At 57.2% G+C, this 17,352-nt stretch carries 15 protein-coding genes and 1 pseudogene; 7 read left to right on the top strand and 9 right to left on the bottom strand.

All coding sequences use genetic code 11. The features are described 5' to 3' along the window. The first annotated feature begins 91 nt into the window (after positions 1 to 91). The 3 genes from ACOZ4H_RS19580 to ACOZ4H_RS19570 all read left to right on the top strand — a co-directional run bounded on the left by ACOZ4H_RS19580 (position 92) and on the right by ACOZ4H_RS19570 (position 2,971). A complete protein-coding gene (locus ACOZ4H_RS19580; protein WP_424330943.1) occupies positions 92 to 1,540 on the top strand; it encodes a hypothetical protein in 1,449 nt (482 codons plus the stop codon). A gap of 166 nt (positions 1,541 to 1,706) precedes the next feature. Then, on the top strand, positions 1,707 to 2,579 hold the full coding sequence (locus tag ACOZ4H_RS19575; RefSeq protein ID WP_424330942.1) for a ParA family protein: 873 nt from the start codon (positions 1,707 to 1,709) through the stop codon (positions 2,577 to 2,579). Further along, positions 2,576 to 2,971 carry a hypothetical protein gene (locus ACOZ4H_RS19570; protein WP_424330941.1) on the top strand — a complete coding sequence of 132 codons (396 nt, stop codon included), beginning with the start codon at positions 2,576 to 2,578 and terminating at the stop codon, positions 2,969 to 2,971. The genes ACOZ4H_RS19575 and ACOZ4H_RS19570 overlap by 4 nt, the downstream gene beginning before the upstream one ends. 624 nt (positions 2,972 to 3,595) lie before the next feature. On the opposite strand, the gene ACOZ4H_RS19565 is transcribed toward ACOZ4H_RS19570, so the two are convergent. The 6 genes from ACOZ4H_RS19565 to ACOZ4H_RS19540 all read right to left on the bottom strand — a co-directional run bounded on the left by ACOZ4H_RS19565 (position 3,596) and on the right by ACOZ4H_RS19540 (position 12,740). Then, positions 3,596 to 5,536 (bottom strand): COG1361 S-layer family protein, encoded by a 1,941-nt coding sequence (locus ACOZ4H_RS19565; RefSeq protein ID WP_424330940.1) that lies wholly within the window; start codon positions 5,534 to 5,536, stop codon positions 3,596 to 3,598. 110 nt (positions 5,537 to 5,646) lie between these two features. After that, positions 5,647 to 6,438, bottom strand: coding sequence for an ABC transporter permease (locus ACOZ4H_RS19560; RefSeq protein WP_367176730.1), 792 nt, complete (start codon positions 6,436 to 6,438; stop codon positions 5,647 to 5,649). After that, complete coding sequence (locus ACOZ4H_RS19555) at positions 6,438 to 7,316, bottom strand: ATP-binding cassette domain-containing protein (protein ID WP_424330939.1); 879 nt, start codon at positions 7,314 to 7,316, stop codon at positions 6,438 to 6,440. The genes ACOZ4H_RS19560 and ACOZ4H_RS19555 overlap by 1 nt, the downstream gene beginning before the upstream one ends. Before the next feature lie 237 nt (positions 7,317 to 7,553). After that, on the bottom strand, positions 7,554 to 8,150 hold the full coding sequence (locus tag ACOZ4H_RS19550) for a TetR/AcrR family transcriptional regulator (RefSeq protein WP_424330938.1): 597 nt from the start codon (positions 8,148 to 8,150) through the stop codon (positions 7,554 to 7,556). Positions 8,151 to 8,285: 135 nt separating this feature from the next. After that, positions 8,286 to 10,778, bottom strand: a complete 2,493-nt coding sequence (locus tag ACOZ4H_RS19545; protein ID WP_424330937.1) for an efflux RND transporter permease subunit — start codon at positions 10,776 to 10,778, stop codon at positions 8,286 to 8,288. A gap of 27 nt (positions 10,779 to 10,805) precedes the next feature. After that, positions 10,806 to 12,740 carry a sialidase gene (locus ACOZ4H_RS19540; protein ID WP_424330936.1) on the bottom strand — a complete coding sequence of 645 codons (1,935 nt, stop codon included), beginning with the start codon at positions 12,738 to 12,740 and terminating at the stop codon, positions 10,806 to 10,808. Positions 12,741 to 13,226: 486 nt separating this feature from the next. Between ACOZ4H_RS19540 and ACOZ4H_RS19535 the strand changes: the two genes are divergently transcribed. The 4 genes and pseudogenes from ACOZ4H_RS19535 (at position 13,227) to ACOZ4H_RS19520 (ending at position 15,668) form a co-directional block, all read left to right on the top strand. After that, positions 13,227 to 13,826: a TetR/AcrR family transcriptional regulator gene (locus ACOZ4H_RS19535; protein ID WP_424330935.1), complete on the top strand. Its 600-nt coding sequence runs from the start codon at positions 13,227 to 13,229 to the stop codon at positions 13,824 to 13,826. A 427-nt stretch (positions 13,827 to 14,253) separates the two neighbouring features. Further along, a pseudogene (locus ACOZ4H_RS19530) lies at positions 14,254 to 14,717 on the top strand (transposase); the annotation flags it as partial. Positions 14,718 to 14,966: 249 nt separating this feature from the next. Further along, positions 14,967 to 15,143, top strand: a complete 177-nt coding sequence (locus tag ACOZ4H_RS19525; RefSeq protein ID WP_236044526.1) for a hypothetical protein — start codon at positions 14,967 to 14,969, stop codon at positions 15,141 to 15,143. Between the two features lie 3 nt (positions 15,144 to 15,146). Beyond that, complete coding sequence (locus ACOZ4H_RS19520) at positions 15,147 to 15,668, top strand: winged helix-turn-helix transcriptional regulator (RefSeq protein WP_424330934.1); 522 nt, start codon at positions 15,147 to 15,149, stop codon at positions 15,666 to 15,668. Here ACOZ4H_RS19520 and ACOZ4H_RS19515 read toward each other — a convergent pair. The 3 genes from ACOZ4H_RS19515 to ACOZ4H_RS19505 are packed head-to-tail and all read right to left on the bottom strand — an operon-like array spanning position 15,665 to position 17,347. Further along, positions 15,665 to 16,207, bottom strand: a complete 543-nt coding sequence (locus ACOZ4H_RS19515; protein WP_424330933.1) for a hypothetical protein — start codon at positions 16,205 to 16,207, stop codon at positions 15,665 to 15,667. The two genes, ACOZ4H_RS19520 and ACOZ4H_RS19515, sit on opposite strands and share 4 nt — an antisense overlap. Further along, positions 16,207 to 16,494: a thrombospondin type 3 repeat-containing protein gene (locus ACOZ4H_RS19510; RefSeq protein WP_424330932.1), complete on the bottom strand. Its 288-nt coding sequence runs from the start codon at positions 16,492 to 16,494 to the stop codon at positions 16,207 to 16,209. The genes ACOZ4H_RS19515 and ACOZ4H_RS19510 overlap by 1 nt, the downstream gene beginning before the upstream one ends. Continuing rightward, entirely contained in the window at positions 16,478 to 17,347 is an 870-nt protein-coding gene (locus ACOZ4H_RS19505) for an FAD:protein FMN transferase (RefSeq protein ID WP_424330931.1), read from the bottom strand. The genes ACOZ4H_RS19510 and ACOZ4H_RS19505 overlap by 17 nt, the downstream gene beginning before the upstream one ends. Positions 17,348 to 17,352 lie beyond the last annotated feature (5 nt).

Genomic DNA, 17,352 nt, shown 5'->3' with positions numbered 1-17,352 from the left:
GGCCAGCGGTATATGAGTGGCCGTCTCGGGATCCGGATCTTCGGTAACAGTTGGAAGAAAGTACTAAAATGTCTCGGGATCTTATCCCATTATGACAGTTTCAGTCATGGACACGGAGTTGAGCGTCTTCGACCTCGAAACGAGGATGCCGTTTCACTTCGGCAACGTCGAAGTCACCGAGATTCCGAAAGTTTTCCTCCGGATAGAGGCTCAGGTCGACGGCGAGACTCGGACCGGGGCCGCGATGGGGGGCCTGATCCCCGGCTGGTTCTACAAGGACCCGGACATGCGCCTCGTCGACGGCCTGACCAACATGATCGAAGTGTTTCGGGCAGGTGTGGACAACGCACGAGCGCTGGAGCCAGCGCCGACCGCCTTCGACTGCTGGTGGTCGCTGTACGAGCGCCAGCGAGAGTGGGCGAGCGGAACGGACCACCCGCCCCTCCTTTGGTCCTACGGTGTCAGCTTCGTCGAGCAAGCTCTGATCGAGGCCGTCTGCCGGCGGAAGGACACCACGTTCGCGGATGCAGTTAGGGAGAACTCACTCGGCATCGACCTGGGGTGCATCTATGAGGAACTCTCCGCGTACGAACCTGCCGACCTCTTGCCGGCGGAACCGCTGACTTCCACCGCGATACGCCACACTGTTGGCCAGGAAGACCCCCTGATCGACAATGACCTGGCTCCCGGATCCCGTCTTGATGACGGCCTCCCGCAGACGCTCGCGGAGTACGTCCGCCGTGACGACGTGAACCACTTCAAAATCAAGCTCTCCGCGGACGTGGAGCGGGACCGCCAGCGTCTCGTGGACATCGTCGAACTGCTGGCCGACCTCGGCGTCACGGACTACCGGTGTACTGTCGACGCCAACGAAGGCTACGAGTCGGTCAGGGAATTCAAACGCCAGTGGACGTCTCATGCTGACGAGCCCGCCCTTGCGGACCTCTTCGAACGACTTACTTACGTCGAACAACCCCTTGCTCGCGATGACGCGTTCACGTCCGCGACGAAGGGCGTCCTTGAGCGGTGGGACGACGCGCCGCCGATCATCATCGACGAGTCGGACGGCCGGGTCGACAGCGCTGGGACGGCCCTCGAGTACGGGTATGCCGGGACGAGTCACAAGAACTGCAAAGGCGTCTTCAAGGGTGTAATCAACGCCTGTCTGATCGCTCATCGCAACCGCACCGACACTGACAAGCAATACGTATTGAGCGCCGAGGATTTGACAACTGTGGGTCCGGTAGAACTCCTGCAGGACCTTGCGGTGACGGCGACCATCGGAGCCGACCACGTCGAACGGAACGGCCACCACTACTTCCGCGGCCTCGACGCGTTCCCCGAATCGGTACAGAACGGGGTCCTTGGGGCCCATAGCGACCTATACCGCCGCCACAAGGATGGATTCCCGACGCTTGATGTGCAGGGCGGTAGACTCGATCTGACCTCTGTCGTCGAGGCGCCGTTCGGCGTCGGGACGACGTTCGATACCAGTGAATTCACCCCGGTCGACGAGTGGCTCGACCAGTTGCACGCCTGAAACATCGATCGGTGTGTTCTCATACCTTACTGTTCCCAATGAATTACTACTTTCTATTACCAATATTTGTTACTAACACTAGCTGCCATTGTTACTAATATGTGCTACTAACACTCGTTAGTAATATACGATAATTATTAGTAGTAGTAACACAGAGGCACAATACATGCTAGCATATACGGTGTATAGCGAGGCTGGCGGCGTAGGCAAAACGACGACCGCGGCAAATCTCGCACATGCCCACGCGGCGAACGGACTCAAGACACTGGTCATCGACCTCGACCCGCAGGAGGCTTCAATCTCCTATGTTTTCGGCGTCGACGACGACCGCGATGACGGTGAAGCTGATAACCTCGTCCGACATATGGTCGGCCGGGCGAAAGGCCCGTTCGAGAATCTCATCCGGGAGGATACGGGCGTCACCAACCTGGATGTCATCCCAGCCCACAACATGCTGTCGGGCTTGGACACGGCGATGCGTCGCGCCAAAGAGACTGAGGAACAGATGAATCCCGATGCTGAGTGGGTCGAAGAAGAACAGCTCTACCAGCTGCTCGGTCGGAATGGCATCCACGAAGAATACGACGCGATAATCTGCGACCCACAGGCATCCGAGGGCCAGGGACTGTACAACGCCGTCATGGTAACACAAACGGTCCTGATACCGGTCGAACTCTCCGGTAAGGGCTCGCTGAGTATCGACGGCCTAGAGCAACTCGTCGACGGCCTGGAGGATAACCTCGACATCGAGGTCGGCGTGCTCGGGGTAGTTCCGGTCGCCTTTGGCGACACCACAGGCCAGCAGCAACATCTCGAAACACTGCAAGATGAGGTCACGTACGACGTTCCGGCGGTGTTCCGCAAACGCGAGTCGTTGATGCAGGAGATGTGGGAGGCACGGGCCACTGCCTATCAGGTTATAGAAGAGGCCTACAAGGACGGTGAGAAGGGTGTCCGCCGTGTTCCTGACCGTGAGCACGAGACGCTGGAAAAGTACGACGAACTCGCAGCGGAGATCGAGGAGGCGTTCGACGCATGAAGTCCGGCGCTGGCTCCCCGTTTGAGGACGACTTCGACGAAGAAGAGGACACTGAGGGATCCGAACCGTCTGAAGTCGAATCCGAAACTGAATCCATCGCGACGGATACGAAGACGGAATTCGACACGAGTTCGGAGACAAGCCAACCCAGCGACTCACTCCCGTACAAGTACCGCCGCGATGGCGTCCAAGACGGCCGCAGTCATGCTAATCTCTTCTTACGGGAGGAAGCCGAAGAGCACGTTGAGGACGTCGTGGATGCGATGGAGGAAACCTTCGAGACTGAGTCGGTCTACAAAATCGACGTACTCGAAGCCATTGTTCTGGCTGCCAACGAAGACTCTCGAACAGTTGCAGACGAGTTGCGGAAAATGGGCTACGGGATGAAATAGCGAACCGATTGTTTCCGAGTGTCTAACCATCTCTAGAGCCCGTTCCTTTTCGAAAGAATACATGACCAGTAGTTGGGACCGGCGCTCTCAATGCATATGCTCTGAGCGACACAGTAGTTACCTCAACGCACTATCACCTGTCAATATCGGGCGTTCTGCATGAACTGGACTGAATTTGTGCCTAACCTGTGGCCGATTTCGGCAATCGACACCGCTCTCAACCAGCTATCTCTTCGAAGAGTGAGTAATTACTTCTAAATCTACTATAGCTGTTTGTGGTGCTGTTATACTCTTAAACCGATGTTTAGAATTTTGTTGTGACAACAAATGGTAATAACAACGGAAAGTTTTCTGAGATATTAGAGCAGGTTCGACTGCGTATTAACAAGCCATGATTATTTCGTTGTAGTGCTAAGTGCCAGCATTTCAAGCCGGCTCGTGTGTCACCTTTGACCTGGACGATTTTGACAGACGAGGGACCCTCTCATCAGCATCCGGTGGTTCGTAAGAATATTTCTCTTGACGTTCAATTCTGGATGGCGGACGAAGCGCAAACCAATACCACCCAGCGTGGAAATTCGATGGTCTACGGAATAGATCCGACTGAAACGGGACGATCGGTGCTTACTGACGGAGCCACCACCACCCGCTCACAATCACGACTGCCGCGAGTACGGCCACACCGACGACGAGGGCAGTGTCGCCGCCCGGACCCGACGGTTCTGCGATGGTTACTGCTACGAGCGACGGTTCCATCCGGATCATGTCACCGTTGGTCGTCTCGGCGGTCGCGTTGAGCGCGACGGCGTGGGTGCTCTCGACTGCGTCCTCCGAGACCGAGAGTTCGAAGCCGAGCGTCGCGGTCTCGCCGGGGTCGAGCGCGCTGACGAACGCGCTGGGGGATTCGCTGGTGAACGGCGGGGCCGTCGCGAGGCTGACTCGCACGTCTTCGAGGCGCGCGTCGCCGACGTTCGTGACGCGGACGCTGAGCCTGTTGCTCGTGTCGATGCCGTAGCTGGCGTTCACCGCCTCGAACGCGAGGCGGTCGGGCTGGGGCACGACATCACCGCGGAATTGGAGCGGCGTGCTCTGTCTGCCGGCACCGCTTGGCCCCTCGTAGCGGACGGTCACGTCGAACGGGCGGGGACCGGCCGCAGCTGTCGGGGCGACTACCGCGTCGAACGAGAACTCAGCCGTGGAGCCAGTCTCGATATCGCCGAGGGCGTACGTCGTCTCCGTGAACCGGACGTTCGGCGATGGAGAGGAGATCACGACCACGGCATTGCGTGCCGGCGTGGAGCCGCGGTTGACGACCGTCCCGCGCACCCGCCCCTCCTCACCGACAGTCAACGAGACGTCGGGGTCGCGGACGGCGAAGTCGGGGTCGGGCGCGACGGCCACCCCGATGCTTGCGGGCCTGGCCGACGCATCGGCACCCCGGTCGGTCCGGTAGTCGACGGCTGCATCAAGCGTGTAGGTCCCGCCCTCCGTGCTGGGCGGCGCGGTCACGTCGAAGGTAAACGTCCGTTCGGCCTCAGACGGCCAGTCCCCGACGAACCGAGTGCTCGCATCCCCTCCGTCAACGGCGAGTGCCCCACCGGCCGACCGGAGGGCGAGCGTGGCCTCGTTCGTCTGCGACCCGTCGTTCCGGAGCGTGACCGCGAGCGTTCCCGACCCGCCGGCCGCTACGTCGCTTTCCACGTCGGTGACGACGAACCGGCGGTCGGTCTGTGGTTCAACGCCGACGACGCTGGACGCGTCGGTCTGCCGGACGCCGCGGTCGTCGTCGAACGCCGTTGTCACCCGAAACGGGTACGTCGCGTTCGTCGCCGTTTCGGTCGCCGCGACCACGTAGGTGAGCGTCTGTCGTTGCCCGGGTGCCCACTCGCCGGCGTACTGGCTCGACGTTCCCGACGACCCGACGCGGACGTCGGGGTCCAGCGGGTCGAGTGAGATGGCCGTCTCGTTCGCCGCCTCGCTGCCGACGTTTTCGAGGGTCACGGAGACCGTGCCGACGCTCGCCGGCCCCACGTCCGCCTCGGTGTCGACGACGGCGAACCGGGCCTGCTCAACGACCCGGACTGTCACGGACAGCGTCCGCTCGACTGTCTCCGATCGGGAGAAGCCCCCGCCTTCGTCGATTTCCGACGTGTGCGTGTACGCCACGCGCAGGGGGAGGCGATAGGTCCCGGGCGAGGCGTCCTCGTCGACCGAGACGGTGAACGGGACGGCCCGCTCGCCGCCGTCGGCAATACTCCCGACGCTCTGTCGGCCGGTGGTGACGGAGAGCGGCGCGTCGCCCGCCCGAAGCCGGGTACTAACGCCGGTCGCCGTGAGAACGCGCCGATTCAGCTCCGGGTTCGTCGTCGACATGGTCTCCAGTTCGCCCGCGTTCGTGAGCGTTACCGCAAGCGTCGCCTCCTCGCCAGCGACGACGCGGTTCTCGGCGAGTGAAGCGGAAAGCTCCGGTTCCCCCCTGACGAACCCCACGACGACGCCGGAGACAAGCAGCGAGCAGATGACCACGACGGTGAGCAGCTTCGTTGCGGTTGCGAGTCGGCTCATGATCTCTCCATTGATCGGTCCGTCTCAGTGGCAATTCCGCCGTCTTGGAGTTTGGTAGGATCGTACATTGGGTATTGGTGGATCGGCGGTCGGTGGCATCGGTCACGCCATCAGATGTCCCGCCGTTGGAACAGGACGACACTCACGCCGACGCAGGCGATGGCTCCCGCGAGCAGAAGCAGCGCGCCGGCCACGTCGTAGGTCCCCTCGCTGAGGATGTCTACAGGACTGAAGTACCGCGTCGGGCTGAGGGCCCCGAGCCATTCGAAGTCGGTGTCGGTGCTTACCGTATCCAACAAGAACAGGCCGAACACCGCACCGATCCCGCCCCGCTGGGCGATGTCGGCGCGGTCCAGGCGGACAGACAGCAGCAGGCCGACACCGGCACACATCAGCAAATACGGGATCGAAAGCAGGTGAAGCGCGAACAGCGACACTGGGTCGATTGTCTCGTCGATAGCGAGGAGACCGACATAGACCACGAACGGCGTCACTAGGTTGACGCCGAGGACGGGGACCAGCAATGAGAGGTACTTCTCGACCACGACCCGCGAGCGCGAGATCGGCGTCGCGAGCAGCATGTCTAGTTGCCCGGTCTCGACATCCCCCGCAACGAGCGCACCCCCGCTGTACGCGACGTACAGCCCGAGCAACAGGAGCCAGAGGAACTGGTACATCTCGATCGAGAGGAACCCCTCGACGGTCGAGAAGTTCGCTGACCCGACGAATCCCTCCTGGAATGCCGGCGGGAGGCTCTCGACGTACTCGTCGAAGTCGACGCTCGACTCGGCGATGGACGGATACAGGAAGACGATGAGCAGCGCGTAGACCGCGAGCAGAACGGTGAGGACGGCCGTCCCTCGCATCCGTCGGCGGCCCTCGTAACGGGTCACTTCGAACATCAGTCCGCTCCATAGAAGTGCATGAACACATCTTCGAGCGGTGGTTCCTCGATTTCGAGATCGACGATGTCGTAGTCAGCAAGCACCGACACGAGGGTGTTGTAATCGCCAGTGAACGTGAACTGGACGCCGTCATCGAACGTCTCTCGGTCGAGGATACCCTCACCGCTTAGCCTGGTGAGGTCGGCATCGGACCGCGTGTGGACCCGGACACGCTTCCCGCCGCGCCGGAGCAATGCATCAATCTCCTCGAGGGTCACGAGTTTTCCCTCGCGGATGATTCCGACCCGGTCACAGACTCGTCGGACCTCGCCGAGGACGTGTGAGGAAAAGAACACCGTCTTGCCCTTCGATCGCTCTCCCCGGATGAACTCGTTGAAAGCCTCCTGTTTCAGCGGGTCCAGCCCGGAAGTCGGTTCGTCCATAATGACCAGTTCCGGGTCGTGCATGAACGCCTGAACGATACCGACCATCTGTTTGTTGCCCCGGGAGTACTCCCGGATCTTCCGGTTGAGTGGCGGGTCGAACAGCTCTAGCAACTCCTCACGCCGCTCGCCGCCTTTGAGCGACGATTGGTAGTCAAGGTACTCGCGGCCCGTGACCTGTTCGTCAAGACCTGGATCGCCTGGCAGATACCCGATTTCAGCCTTCGCTTCGAGGAGTTCGTCTTCGTCGCGAACGTCGTGGCCGAGCACCGTCGCGGTTCCCTCGGTCGGCGACTGGAAGCCGAGCAAACTGCGAATCGTCGTCGTCTTTCCCGCGCCGTTCGGCCCGAGGTAGCCGAAAATCTCGCCCTCTTGAACGGTGAACGTCAGGTCATCGTTGGCCCGAACGTCGCCGTAGTGTTTGCTCAGCCCCGATACCTCAATCGCCGCCATGGGCGCAAATGACGGCAAGAGAATATAATATTTTGTACGAGTGGGGTATTTTTACAGTTGTAGGTGGCCGATTGCTCCGCCTGCCTGTGAAGTTGTGAACGCCATTATCAGACCTGGTTGAGTGAGTACTCCGGTGTTTTTGAGCTGTGCCACGTTTCATTGGAAGCGTACCTGTCAAACATCTCTGTATTGATGGTTTCGTATAGGATGTTCTTCGGAATACGGTATTGAGAGAGGTTAGGCCATCAAATGCGAGTCAATATGGGAGAACAGAGAATCCCTTGCTCGTACTGCTGCGGTTTCACGATTGGTTGTAAGACGAGTGTACATAGTCCCTTTGATCACCGCCAGAATGTGCTCGGCCTCTTGCACCGGGTCAACATCCCGAAACACATTTGTGCGGACACCACGGCGGACGGTCTTTTCGATGATTGTTGCGAGTCGGTTGTCGATTTCGGTGAACTGCTCGCGGAACGCCTCCTGTTCCAGCGCTTGCGGAGAAATCGTGACTAATACGCAGTGAAGCTGGCGTTTCTCCTTTTTTAGCTGGCTCGGTAAGAGTGTCGTTATGATGTGGTCAAGATCTTCTTTCGGATGGTCGCCGATGGTCGTATTGATTGTCGATTCGAATCGATCGATAGAAAACTTGAGAAACTCAATTAGTAGAGCGTCTTTTGAATCGTAGTAGTGATATATCGTCGATTTAGCTTTGTCGAGTTCGTCCGAGATGAGCGATATCGAGAGTTTAGCGTAGCCACTCTTAACTAGTGCTTGGTGCGTTGCATACATGATTTCTTTCTCGGTGGCACCCAGTGTGTCACTATTATCAGTCACTTGGACAGTCCCTCCCTCGTTGGTGGCTACGGTACCACCGCAGCCCGGTCTCCCCGAACCGCACACCTTTCGGGCCAGAACTGGACCATCCGATTTGGTCGTAACAGGCCACGAGTATGGGCAGAAGGAAGCCCATTAGTTCGGACTCCATGTTGAGCGCGACGGAAGCAGTGTTTCGATCGTGTCCCGACTATTGTCCCAGATGACAATCGATGTCGGGAGGACCAGTATGGACGCGATGAACGAATAAAGGACGCTGAGAGCGATCAGCAATCCAAACTGGCCAAGGATCGGAACAACCGCGAGGATAAGCACTCCGGTACCGGACGTTGTGGTGACCATGCTGCCCGCCAGTGCGCCACCTGTTCCACGGACGCTAATGTCGAGTGCTTCCAGCAACCCGGTGTCGCCGCGGTACTCCTCGGAGAACCGATGCACGAGGTGTGCGGAGTAATCGATACCAAGCCCGATTCCGATCGATAATGTCGTTCCGGTGAGGACGTTGAAGGGAATATCCAGATACCGCATTGTCGTTGCCAAGGCGGCAATAGTGAGCAGTATCGGCACGAGATTCGCAACCCCCAATCCGGGACGACGTTCAAGTAGCCAGTAGGCGAAGAGCAGGAACGCTGCAGACGCGAGAATGGCGAGAGCCAGGCTGATGTACGCCGATTCTGCGATTACATCTGAGACGGCTTTTAATACCACAACACTGCCAGTTGCGGTCGCCTCCATCCGGAATTCGTCCGCAACGGCTCTCGTATCGTCCGTCACTTCTTGTTGACTCGCATCAGACTCGACGGAGTAGACGATACGCGTTCGCGCGTAATCGTCAGTCATGTACGATTCCGCGCGGTCGCCGTACGGCGAATCATACAGCGCGTTGTAGATGGTCGGGAGATTCTGGTCAGGCACGCCGTTACCGTTCTGGTCGTTCTGTGCGACGAGTTGACGGAACTCCGGCGAAGCACGCTCGTACCGATTAATCACGGTAAGGATGCTTGTCGTATCTGCACTCCCGCCAGCTGTAACAAAGGAGTCGGGTGGATCCTGATTCGCCCGGTGGATCTCCTCTAGCGCTGTTCCGTCCTGTAGCGACCCTTCAACGTATATCGTTACTGTGTCACTCTCACCGCTCTCGAAGGTGTCTTCAAGGTAATTTATCTGTTTCGTGACGGTGTACTCGCTCGGAGCCACAGCTTCCGGCAGAACCTCAACGTATCCGGGGTTCTCCTCCGGTGGGAGGAAGTCTTCAGTGGTGAACCGGGTATCAATCCCAGTTCCATACGCCCCCATGGCTGCCGTAGACACCAGTACGAGGGCAAAGAATACGTACGGGGCTCGACGGGCGATCGTGACACCGACAGTGAGCGACTTTCCGACTGCGGAGTCCTCAGAACCGATCGGAGCGATACTGAATTCCGGGAGGTCGTATCGCACACGCTGCCGGTCCATGAAGTGCTTGAACGACGGGAGGAAGATACCGAAGATGAGGAACGTGAATATGATTCCGACGCTGGCCACGAACCCGAGGTCGCGGATCGGGCCGAGCTGGCTGGTCCCGTTTGCGGCGAATCCAAGCACTGTCGTTCCTGTCACAATAAAGAACGCTGGGAGCAACTGATCGGTTGCGGTCCGCATCGCGGGTGTTGGTTCGATGTCCTCGATCCGTTCTTCGCGGTATCGGTTCACAGCGTGAATCCCGAAGTCGATCCCGATAGCAAGAAGCAACGGCGGGACTGTGATCAACATCTGCGTGAAGGGGATACCGGCCCATCCCATGAATCCGAAGGTCCAGATAATCGCCATCGCAAGGGAGACGAGGCCAATTAACAAATCAAACGGGTCCCGGTATGCGATAATGAGGAAGAACAGTATCAGGACAACGGCTGCTGGGACGACGAGTCCCAACGAGTCGGAGATGACACTGCTCAACTCCGCAGAGATGAGTCCACTGCCGAAGACAGAGATATCACCGTCAACCGAGCTGACAATGAACTCCGCTTCCTGTTGAATGGGCGTCAGTGGTGATGACCCCTCTGTCCCAGCACTGCTTGAGACACCTGAAACCTCGTGTGTGACAGTCGTCAGTGTTGCAGATGCCGACGGCTCCTCTCGGTTTAGATCGTTGCTGAGTAGCCCTGCAACTGCTGGCTGGCGCTCAAGTGTGGTTCGGGTGGCGGACTTAATCTCTGTCTGTGAGGCTGCTTCTACGGTATCGATCTGCTCTGGGAGTGTGTCTGCGTTCGGGTCCAGCGTCTGGGCGACTGCCTGTGCGACGCTTGTCGTCCCGACAACGTCCTGAGATTCACGCTGCGTAAGCCGGTTCTGTGCTTTCAGCATGTTGAGGATAGCCGGCTTCGACAGGACGTTCTGGTCCTTTTGAATAAGCGTTGTAGAGCCAGTCCCCTCACCGAACGGTTCGCGCTCGAAGTTGTCGTTGACCTCGTCGAACGCTTCCTGTGCGGGAACGCCGTCAGTGAACTGTGATGTCCCTGAGTCGGTCGCAGTCATGCCGAAACCCGCTGACAGAATCAGCGTTGTGACAATGAACACAGCGATGACTGTCTTGTCACGGTTGACAATCCAATCGTCCAGTACGTCGATGTATTTCTGATAATCTAGCATTGTGACATAGATGTTAGCCTCGGACGGTCACTGACGGCTGTACCAGACGACGCCGCCAACGACTGCAAGGAGTCCAATGCCACCGATCAGCCACAGTGGTGTCCCCCCGTTTCCGGACTGGTCCGTGACATCTATCGGGAGACTGTAGGTGTCAGAAACCCGTTTTTCTCCATCAGGCGTCTCGTACTGGAAGTCCAGGTTGAGCGGATAGGTCTTATCCAGCGCGTCGCTCCCCGCCGAAAGCTGGACGGAGACCGTTTCTGACTCTCCGGGTGCCAGTTCAGCGATGAACGTTTCGTCGTCACTGCTGCTGAGCGGATCATTGACGAACGCCTTCCCCTCGATGCTTGTCAGCGTCTTGTCCTTTGTGTTGGTTATCGTAAACGTGATTGACCGGTCTTGCCCCACACCAAGCGTCGAATTCTGTATTTCGATGTCAAATTCGTCCTGACTACCAGCCACCTCTGAACGGACCTCAAGCGTGTCTGCTTCAACCCTGTCGCCGTTATCATCGCGGTAGCTCACGCCGAAGTCAAACTGCCGAGCACCTGCCTCTGCACTGTTGGATACATCAACGCCAAAGCTGAAGTTAGCTGATTCGCCCGCATCGAGATCTCCAACAGCGTACTGTGACTCTTTTGGCGACAGTGTCGACTGCTGACTTTCCCATGCGACGACGACGTTCTCGACGTCACGAGTTCCAGTGTTTGTGAGGGTTGCACTCAGCGATCCGTCTTCCCCGGCCTGAAGCGACGCTTCGATGTTGGACACGCCGAAATTCTGCTCAGGTGCGGGGCTGAAGCTTAACGGCACATCGTCGTATGTGCTGGTATCGCCTTCTTGATCGTCATACTGCACGTTGGCCGACAGCGCGTAGCTTCGGTCCTCGGCATCGGGGCTCGCCGTTGTGTCGACGCGGACAGTCCGGACTTCTCCCGGTTCCCATGCCCCCACGTAGGCGGTTGTGGACGAACTCTTTCCAAACGTTATGTCGGCGTTCTGTGAAACAAACGTGACAGATGCGTCGTCAACAGTCAACGGGCCCGTGTTGCGGAGTTGCACCTCATACGTGCCTGTGTTACTGACCGCGACAGAACTACTTGAATTGACAACCGAGAACCTCTGTTCTGGGTCAGGTGCGACTGCGACGGATTGTGCTACAGATTGTGTTCGGAGACCCTCTTCGTTATCAAATGCGACCGAGAGCTCAAATCCGTACGGCTCCGGCTCCGCAGCTTCGGCAGAACTCACACGGTAGTTGAACGTCCGGACTTCTCCCGGATCCCACTTATCAACGAATCGTGAAGTGGCAGCGCCGCCGCTCACTGTGAGGTCCTGATTCTGTGATTCCAGCGTTACCGCAGCGTTCCGTGCGGAGCTATCCCCCGTATTTTCGACGCTAACTGCCACCGTGCCCGTAGAGCCGACGCGTGCATTCGAATCAATGTCGGTCACATTAAACGTGGCATCATCGGTGACGTCAATCTCGATATCGACAGTTCGAGTTATTTTGTCTTCGTCTCGTGCCCCTGTTCCCTCAGAAATGTAGCTTGTATGCTTGTAATTGAGCCTCAGTTGTGCCTCATACGTTCCGGAACTGGCGTCTTCATCCACGCTGATATCGAACGGCACTGTCGCCTTCGGCCCCGCTTGTAGCGTGCCGAGGCTTCGTTTCGAGTTCTTGACCGAGATAGGCGCGTCACCAGATCCGAGTGACACAGTAAGGCCCTTTGCCGTGGTTACCTCATTGTTCAACGCCGGATTTCGGGCGGAGCCGCTATCGAGTTCCCCGCTGTTGACCAGTGAAATTTCTATGGTCTTTTGTTCACCCGGAGCGACAGTGTCGTCTTCAAGCGTTGCCCCGATATCGGGGCTTCCAAGGACCGCAGCGGTTGCCGTTCCGCTGGTGACGGTAATCCCGACTACAGCCAGAAGTAGCAGTTTATACTTTGTAGAGGCCATGTTACTTGAGGTTTCGTTCAAACCGCGTCTCGTTTCTAGCGACACTCCGTCTCGGAATTCTTCGTTTGTGAGTAGCCATTTCCTGATATTGACTAAACGTTCAATCACATATATTGCTTTCGTATCTTTCGGGGCCAGACGAAAACAGGTACCCAGTCAAAGCCACCACTACCTCGCTATCTATCGCCTTCAACACAGTTTCTACAGGTCTTATGGGACATTAGGGGGTTCGAGGCAGCAGAGGAATGTATCTATGAATAGAGCGAACCAGAGGACAATCTAGTGTGCTCCGCTGAGACAGCGGACGACAATACGCTTAAGTTTATTGAATGTTTATTCAAAAGTATAGTTATCTGCAACTGTACCCGCTATCCAGTTCAATGATAGAAAATACAACCCAGATTGGTCTTGTGCTCTACAGAGAGAGTAGTGAAACCGTGAGCCATTTGAACCATACCAGACAAGCAGGAAACGGTCGACCTAAAGATGACTAACGAGATATCCTTTTTCCAGAACCCAGATGGAACCCGCGAGGAGATTCTTGAAGCTACATTCTATGCATTACGTCAATACGGGTACGCGGATCTGACTATCTCAAAGATAGGTGACGAATTCGGGAAGAGTCAGTCGCTCATATATCATCATTACGATAATAAGGACGAGCTGTTGGTAGATCTTCTGGATTATATGCTGGAGCAGGTCGAAAATCAGGTCCCACTTCCCAACCAGTCCCCTGAGGAGTATATCGAGATAATCGTCGATGAAATATTTGGCACCAGCAGCAACAGTGATATCGAGTTTTCGCAGGCCGTAATTGAACTGCGAGCGCAAGCAGCGCATGACGACGATTACAGCCGTCTCTTTCGAAGGAGTGATGATTTCATTCGAAAACAAATCGCGCGTGTCATCCAAGCCGGTGTTGATACAGGCGCATTTGATGTCGAAGACCCATCACAGACAGCCGCGCTGTTCCATACAGTTTTAGTCGGGATTCAGGCGGAACGGATGACCAGTGATGAGGAAACTATCGATGACGTGAGAGCCGAGTTTCAGCGGTATGTCGAGGACTGTCTGCTCTCCGAATAGCCTCTCAAACTCACGTCCAGCCGACCGATTAAGGCCCCCTGCCAGCCGTCATGCCGCCACTGGGCATTGGCTGGCAGTTCCCTTTGGGTTTCTGAATTGACTTGACCGAACCCAATGAGTGAAACCCCATTGACCCGGCTTCAATACGTTGCGGATATCCGAATCCCGCGAGGATGTAGTATGTAACCGGCTTATATGAGCTGCTCTGAAAAATTTCATACACCAACACCTCCTCACTATCGATAGTATCCTAGCTGACCGGTGTGATGTCTGGGTTTTCCTCCGGCTGATCGGAAAATCTACTGAGGTCAACCTCGTCACGGTCCATCCTTGTTGCATCGTCTCTTGGAGGGACTGTCCCTCGGCGACGGTATACGTTTTGTTGAGGGTGACTCCCTAAGAATCCCGCTGAAATTCCTGGATCGTGAATGTGCTGATGGATCGGGAATTCGATAGCCAGCAATCCTGGAGATATTGAGTCAGCGCGGGCTCTCCTAAGTCGTGCCGAAACAGATCTAGACGAGTGAGAAAGCTCAGGTTATGCGATTGCTCCAGCGGGGTCAAGACCGATACGAGACTGGTAGGAAACTCCATCTTGGGAAGAACGAGTGGCACGAGACGACGCTGATCTACCGTCGGCAAGAAGACTCTGAGCACGACGACCACCGGCAATACTCGGTATTCATGACAAACACCAGCAGCGCCTATCTTACCGAGTATGGGTATCGCTGGGAGATCGAGAGTGGCTACAGGTCGATTAAGCGATTCATGGCCGCCACGACATCAAAGGATTTTGACCTCCGATTCTTCTACTTCGCATTCGTGTGTCTGTTGTACTCGATTTGGCGAGCAGTCGATTTACTGGTACAGGTCGAATTGACTGGTGAATACGCCGTAGTTGAGACTGGTCGTCTCCATGCATAAGATTGGATTCGACGGTTGAACGCCAATCGTTTTCCCCGCTACCCTTCGATTGAGTTGTATCGATCGCCGAGCACGTCGCTCCGGTTGTGTATACAGATACAACGTATGCCACTCGCTCAACTCCTCGAACAATACGTTAGTCTGGGTATCTTCGTCCTCGCGGCAGGCCTGAGTGTACTCAGCTTCCTCGCATGGCGGCGGGAACGTGATCGTCGTATGTGGATCGTTACGCTCGGGTACGCGATGTTCGCCGTCTACGGACTTATCGTGTTTCTCGAGTACCCGCTGCTCCCGTACTTCCCGTACGCGACGCTGGAATTACTCGAACATGGGAGTGCCATCCTGATCCTCGGTGGCCTCCTGGCGTTTTTCGTCGCCTTGACGCGGGACTGAGCAATGTCGGACCCGGATCTCGAATTGGCCTCTCGGCGGGAAATCTACCAGCGGATAGCCGACACACCAGGCGTTCACTTTCGCGCACTCCTCGACGATCTTGAGTACGCACAAGGGACACTCCAGTACCAGCTCAGGTGGCTCGCCGATGAGGACCTGATCGACGTCTCGGACGACGGCAAGTACACGCGGTACTATCCGGCTGCCGAGTTCGACGAAGCCGATCGAATAGTGATGAACGCGCTACGCCGGGAATACAGTCGCCGCATCCTCGCACATCTTCTCACTGACAGCCCGCTTTCGACGACTGAACTGAGCGAACGCCTCGACAAGGCGCAATCGACCGTCTCGTGGCATCTGTCGAAGCTCGCCGAGGCTGACCTCGTCACGAAAGAACGCGACGGCCGAAGTGTGGTCTACGAGGTCAGCGATCCTGACCAAGTCAGATACCTCTATACGGTTCACCAGCGCTCGTTCACTGACAAAGTCGTCGACCGGATTCTGGGGCTCTGGGACAGCTACTAACTCGGGGTCGAGTTTGACGGAATCCCTCGAAGAACTAACAGACGCAACAGCAGCACGTACACGAGAAACGCCACTGAGGGTCCCAGCAGAGGACGGATGAGTCCCGTCAGATCAGTCCCGATTGCGGCCGCGTGAATTGTCCCGAAGGCGAACCCAGCATACGCGAACGAGTGGACGACGCGTGGGCCCCAAGGGCGCTGGAAGCGTTTTGCGTCAGTAAAGCCAAGCACCGCGACGACAAGCATAAGCAGTGCCCCTGCACCTACGGCGATGGCGCCGAGAAAGTACGGAATCGAGTATGCCGGCGCTGGAACCTGTCCGGTGACGACGAACCACGCATCAAGGACACCAAGTCCCGCGTGTAGCAACGTAACGATTATCGCGAACACGGATAATTCGATATGGATTCGTTGAGCGGCCTCGTGGAGCATTCCAAACGAATCCGTGTTGTAAAGGATTCCCGTGAGAACTGCCAGATACAACGCCGGGTACGTCACGAGTGCGGCACCTCGGTCGAGGAGCCAGACGAGTTGTGACATTACGATGCCCCTGTCGTTTCGACGACATCGGGACAGCCGTCCGTGTCCTGGAACCCATTTTTTGTTTCCGGTCGTGTCGGACACTTGTCAGCGGAGTCATTGATGCCATCTCCATCGTAATCGGCTGGGGCCTGTCGCGTCGAAACGGTCTGATCGACGAGGTCGCTTTGTTTTTGTTCGGTCGCTTGGGCGGCACGCACGTCTCCAATCTGCCAAAGAGCAGGGACAACCACCACTAATACGACCATCGCCACGACGGTGATTCGTTGCTTATGTGTCCAGGACATGTGTCTCAAAGCCATCTGTCGTATGAAAGACGCCATCGTGGATGATGAGCGCCTCTATACCCACCCATTCCGATGCTAATTCGCGTGCCTTGGCAAGTGGGAGTGCCGCGAGGGTCGTCGCCAGGGCGTCGGCTTCCATACAGTCTCGGCGTGCCACGACAGTGACCAATTCATGACGAGAGCCGAGGGATTCAGTGGTTGGATCGTAGACGTGGTCAGTCCCGTTTCGCGATCGTCGGTAGCCGCCGGACGTTGCGACGTACCAGTCCGTGTCTAGAATCTTCAGCGGTGTGTCGTCGCCGTACGGACTCTCGATGGCAACCGGGCCTGTCGGTGGAGACATATCCCCGCCACCACTAACGAACCCACGTCGACCAACACCGCCGAGTGCCTCGCTTGGCCGGTCAACGATGTACCCTTTGGCGAGGCCATTGAGATCGAGTTTGATGTCGGTAGTGACGTGGGACCCGCTGGTCCGGACAGTCCCGGTATCGAATCCGTCTGGTGGTGTTTCGCTGTCACCACGCAGGAATGTTTTGAGTTCGTGTTCGAGGCGGCCTTGATAAATATCGAACACCCCGTCGGTCCGGTCGTTGTATTCGAGCCCACGCCGGACGATACGCGCGATGTGTTCGTTCGCGATTTCCCCTTCACGGTTGAGTTGGCTGACGGCACTCACCTCATCGAAGGCGTTCAGCTGTGCTTCGAGTGATTCAGCCGTTTCTTGGGCCGCGGTTGCCGCAGTCTCGGCCCGAATGCCTGTCGCCTGAATCCGAAACGTCGTGTCACAACAGCTGAACGCGCGGTGGGTGTCACCGAACCGTTCGCACACCGATGCGAGCGATCCCGTCATCTCGG

Source organism: Haloarcula amylolytica, assembly GCF_049705545.1.
Taxonomy (GTDB): Archaea; Halobacteriota; Halobacteria; order Halobacteriales; family Haloarculaceae; genus Haloarcula; species Haloarcula amylolytica_B.
Note: the sequence above shows the minus strand (reverse complement) of the source record. Positions and strands in the feature narration are given on the sequence as shown.

Bases quoted from the DNA above. Each gene is read 5' to 3' on its own strand.
- ACOZ4H_RS19580 (WP_424330943.1), top strand. From the start codon at position 92: ATGACAGTTTCAGTCATGGACACGGAGTTGAGCGTCTTCGACCTCGAA.
- ACOZ4H_RS19575 (WP_424330942.1), top strand. From the start codon at position 1,707: ATGCTAGCATATACGGTGTATAGCGAGGCTGGCGGCGTAGGCAAAACG.
- ACOZ4H_RS19570 (WP_424330941.1), top strand. From the start codon at position 2,576: ATGAAGTCCGGCGCTGGCTCCCCGTTTGAGGACGACTTCGACGAAGAA.
- ACOZ4H_RS19565 (WP_424330940.1), bottom strand. From the start codon at position 5,536: ATGAGCCGACTCGCAACCGCAACGAAGCTGCTCACCGTCGTGGTCATC.
- ACOZ4H_RS19560 (WP_367176730.1), bottom strand. From the start codon at position 6,438: ATGTTCGAAGTGACCCGTTACGAGGGCCGCCGACGGATGCGAGGGACG.
- ACOZ4H_RS19555 (WP_424330939.1), bottom strand. From the start codon at position 7,316: ATGGCGGCGATTGAGGTATCGGGGCTGAGCAAACACTACGGCGACGTT.
- ACOZ4H_RS19545 (WP_424330937.1), bottom strand. From the start codon at position 10,778: ATGCTAGATTATCAGAAATACATCGACGTACTGGACGATTGGATTGTC.
- ACOZ4H_RS19540 (WP_424330936.1), bottom strand. From the start codon at position 12,740: ATGGCCTCTACAAAGTATAAACTGCTACTTCTGGCTGTAGTCGGGATT.
- ACOZ4H_RS19535 (WP_424330935.1), top strand. From the start codon at position 13,227: ATGACTAACGAGATATCCTTTTTCCAGAACCCAGATGGAACCCGCGAG.
- ACOZ4H_RS19525 (WP_236044526.1), top strand. From the start codon at position 14,967: ATGTGGATCGTTACGCTCGGGTACGCGATGTTCGCCGTCTACGGACTT.
- ACOZ4H_RS19520 (WP_424330934.1), top strand. From the start codon at position 15,147: ATGTCGGACCCGGATCTCGAATTGGCCTCTCGGCGGGAAATCTACCAG.
- ACOZ4H_RS19515 (WP_424330933.1), bottom strand. From the start codon at position 16,207: ATGTCACAACTCGTCTGGCTCCTCGACCGAGGTGCCGCACTCGTGACG.
- ACOZ4H_RS19510 (WP_424330932.1), bottom strand. From the start codon at position 16,494: ATGTCCTGGACACATAAGCAACGAATCACCGTCGTGGCGATGGTCGTA.
- ACOZ4H_RS19505 (WP_424330931.1), bottom strand. From the start codon at position 17,347: ATGACGGGATCGCTCGCATCGGTGTGCGAACGGTTCGGTGACACCCAC.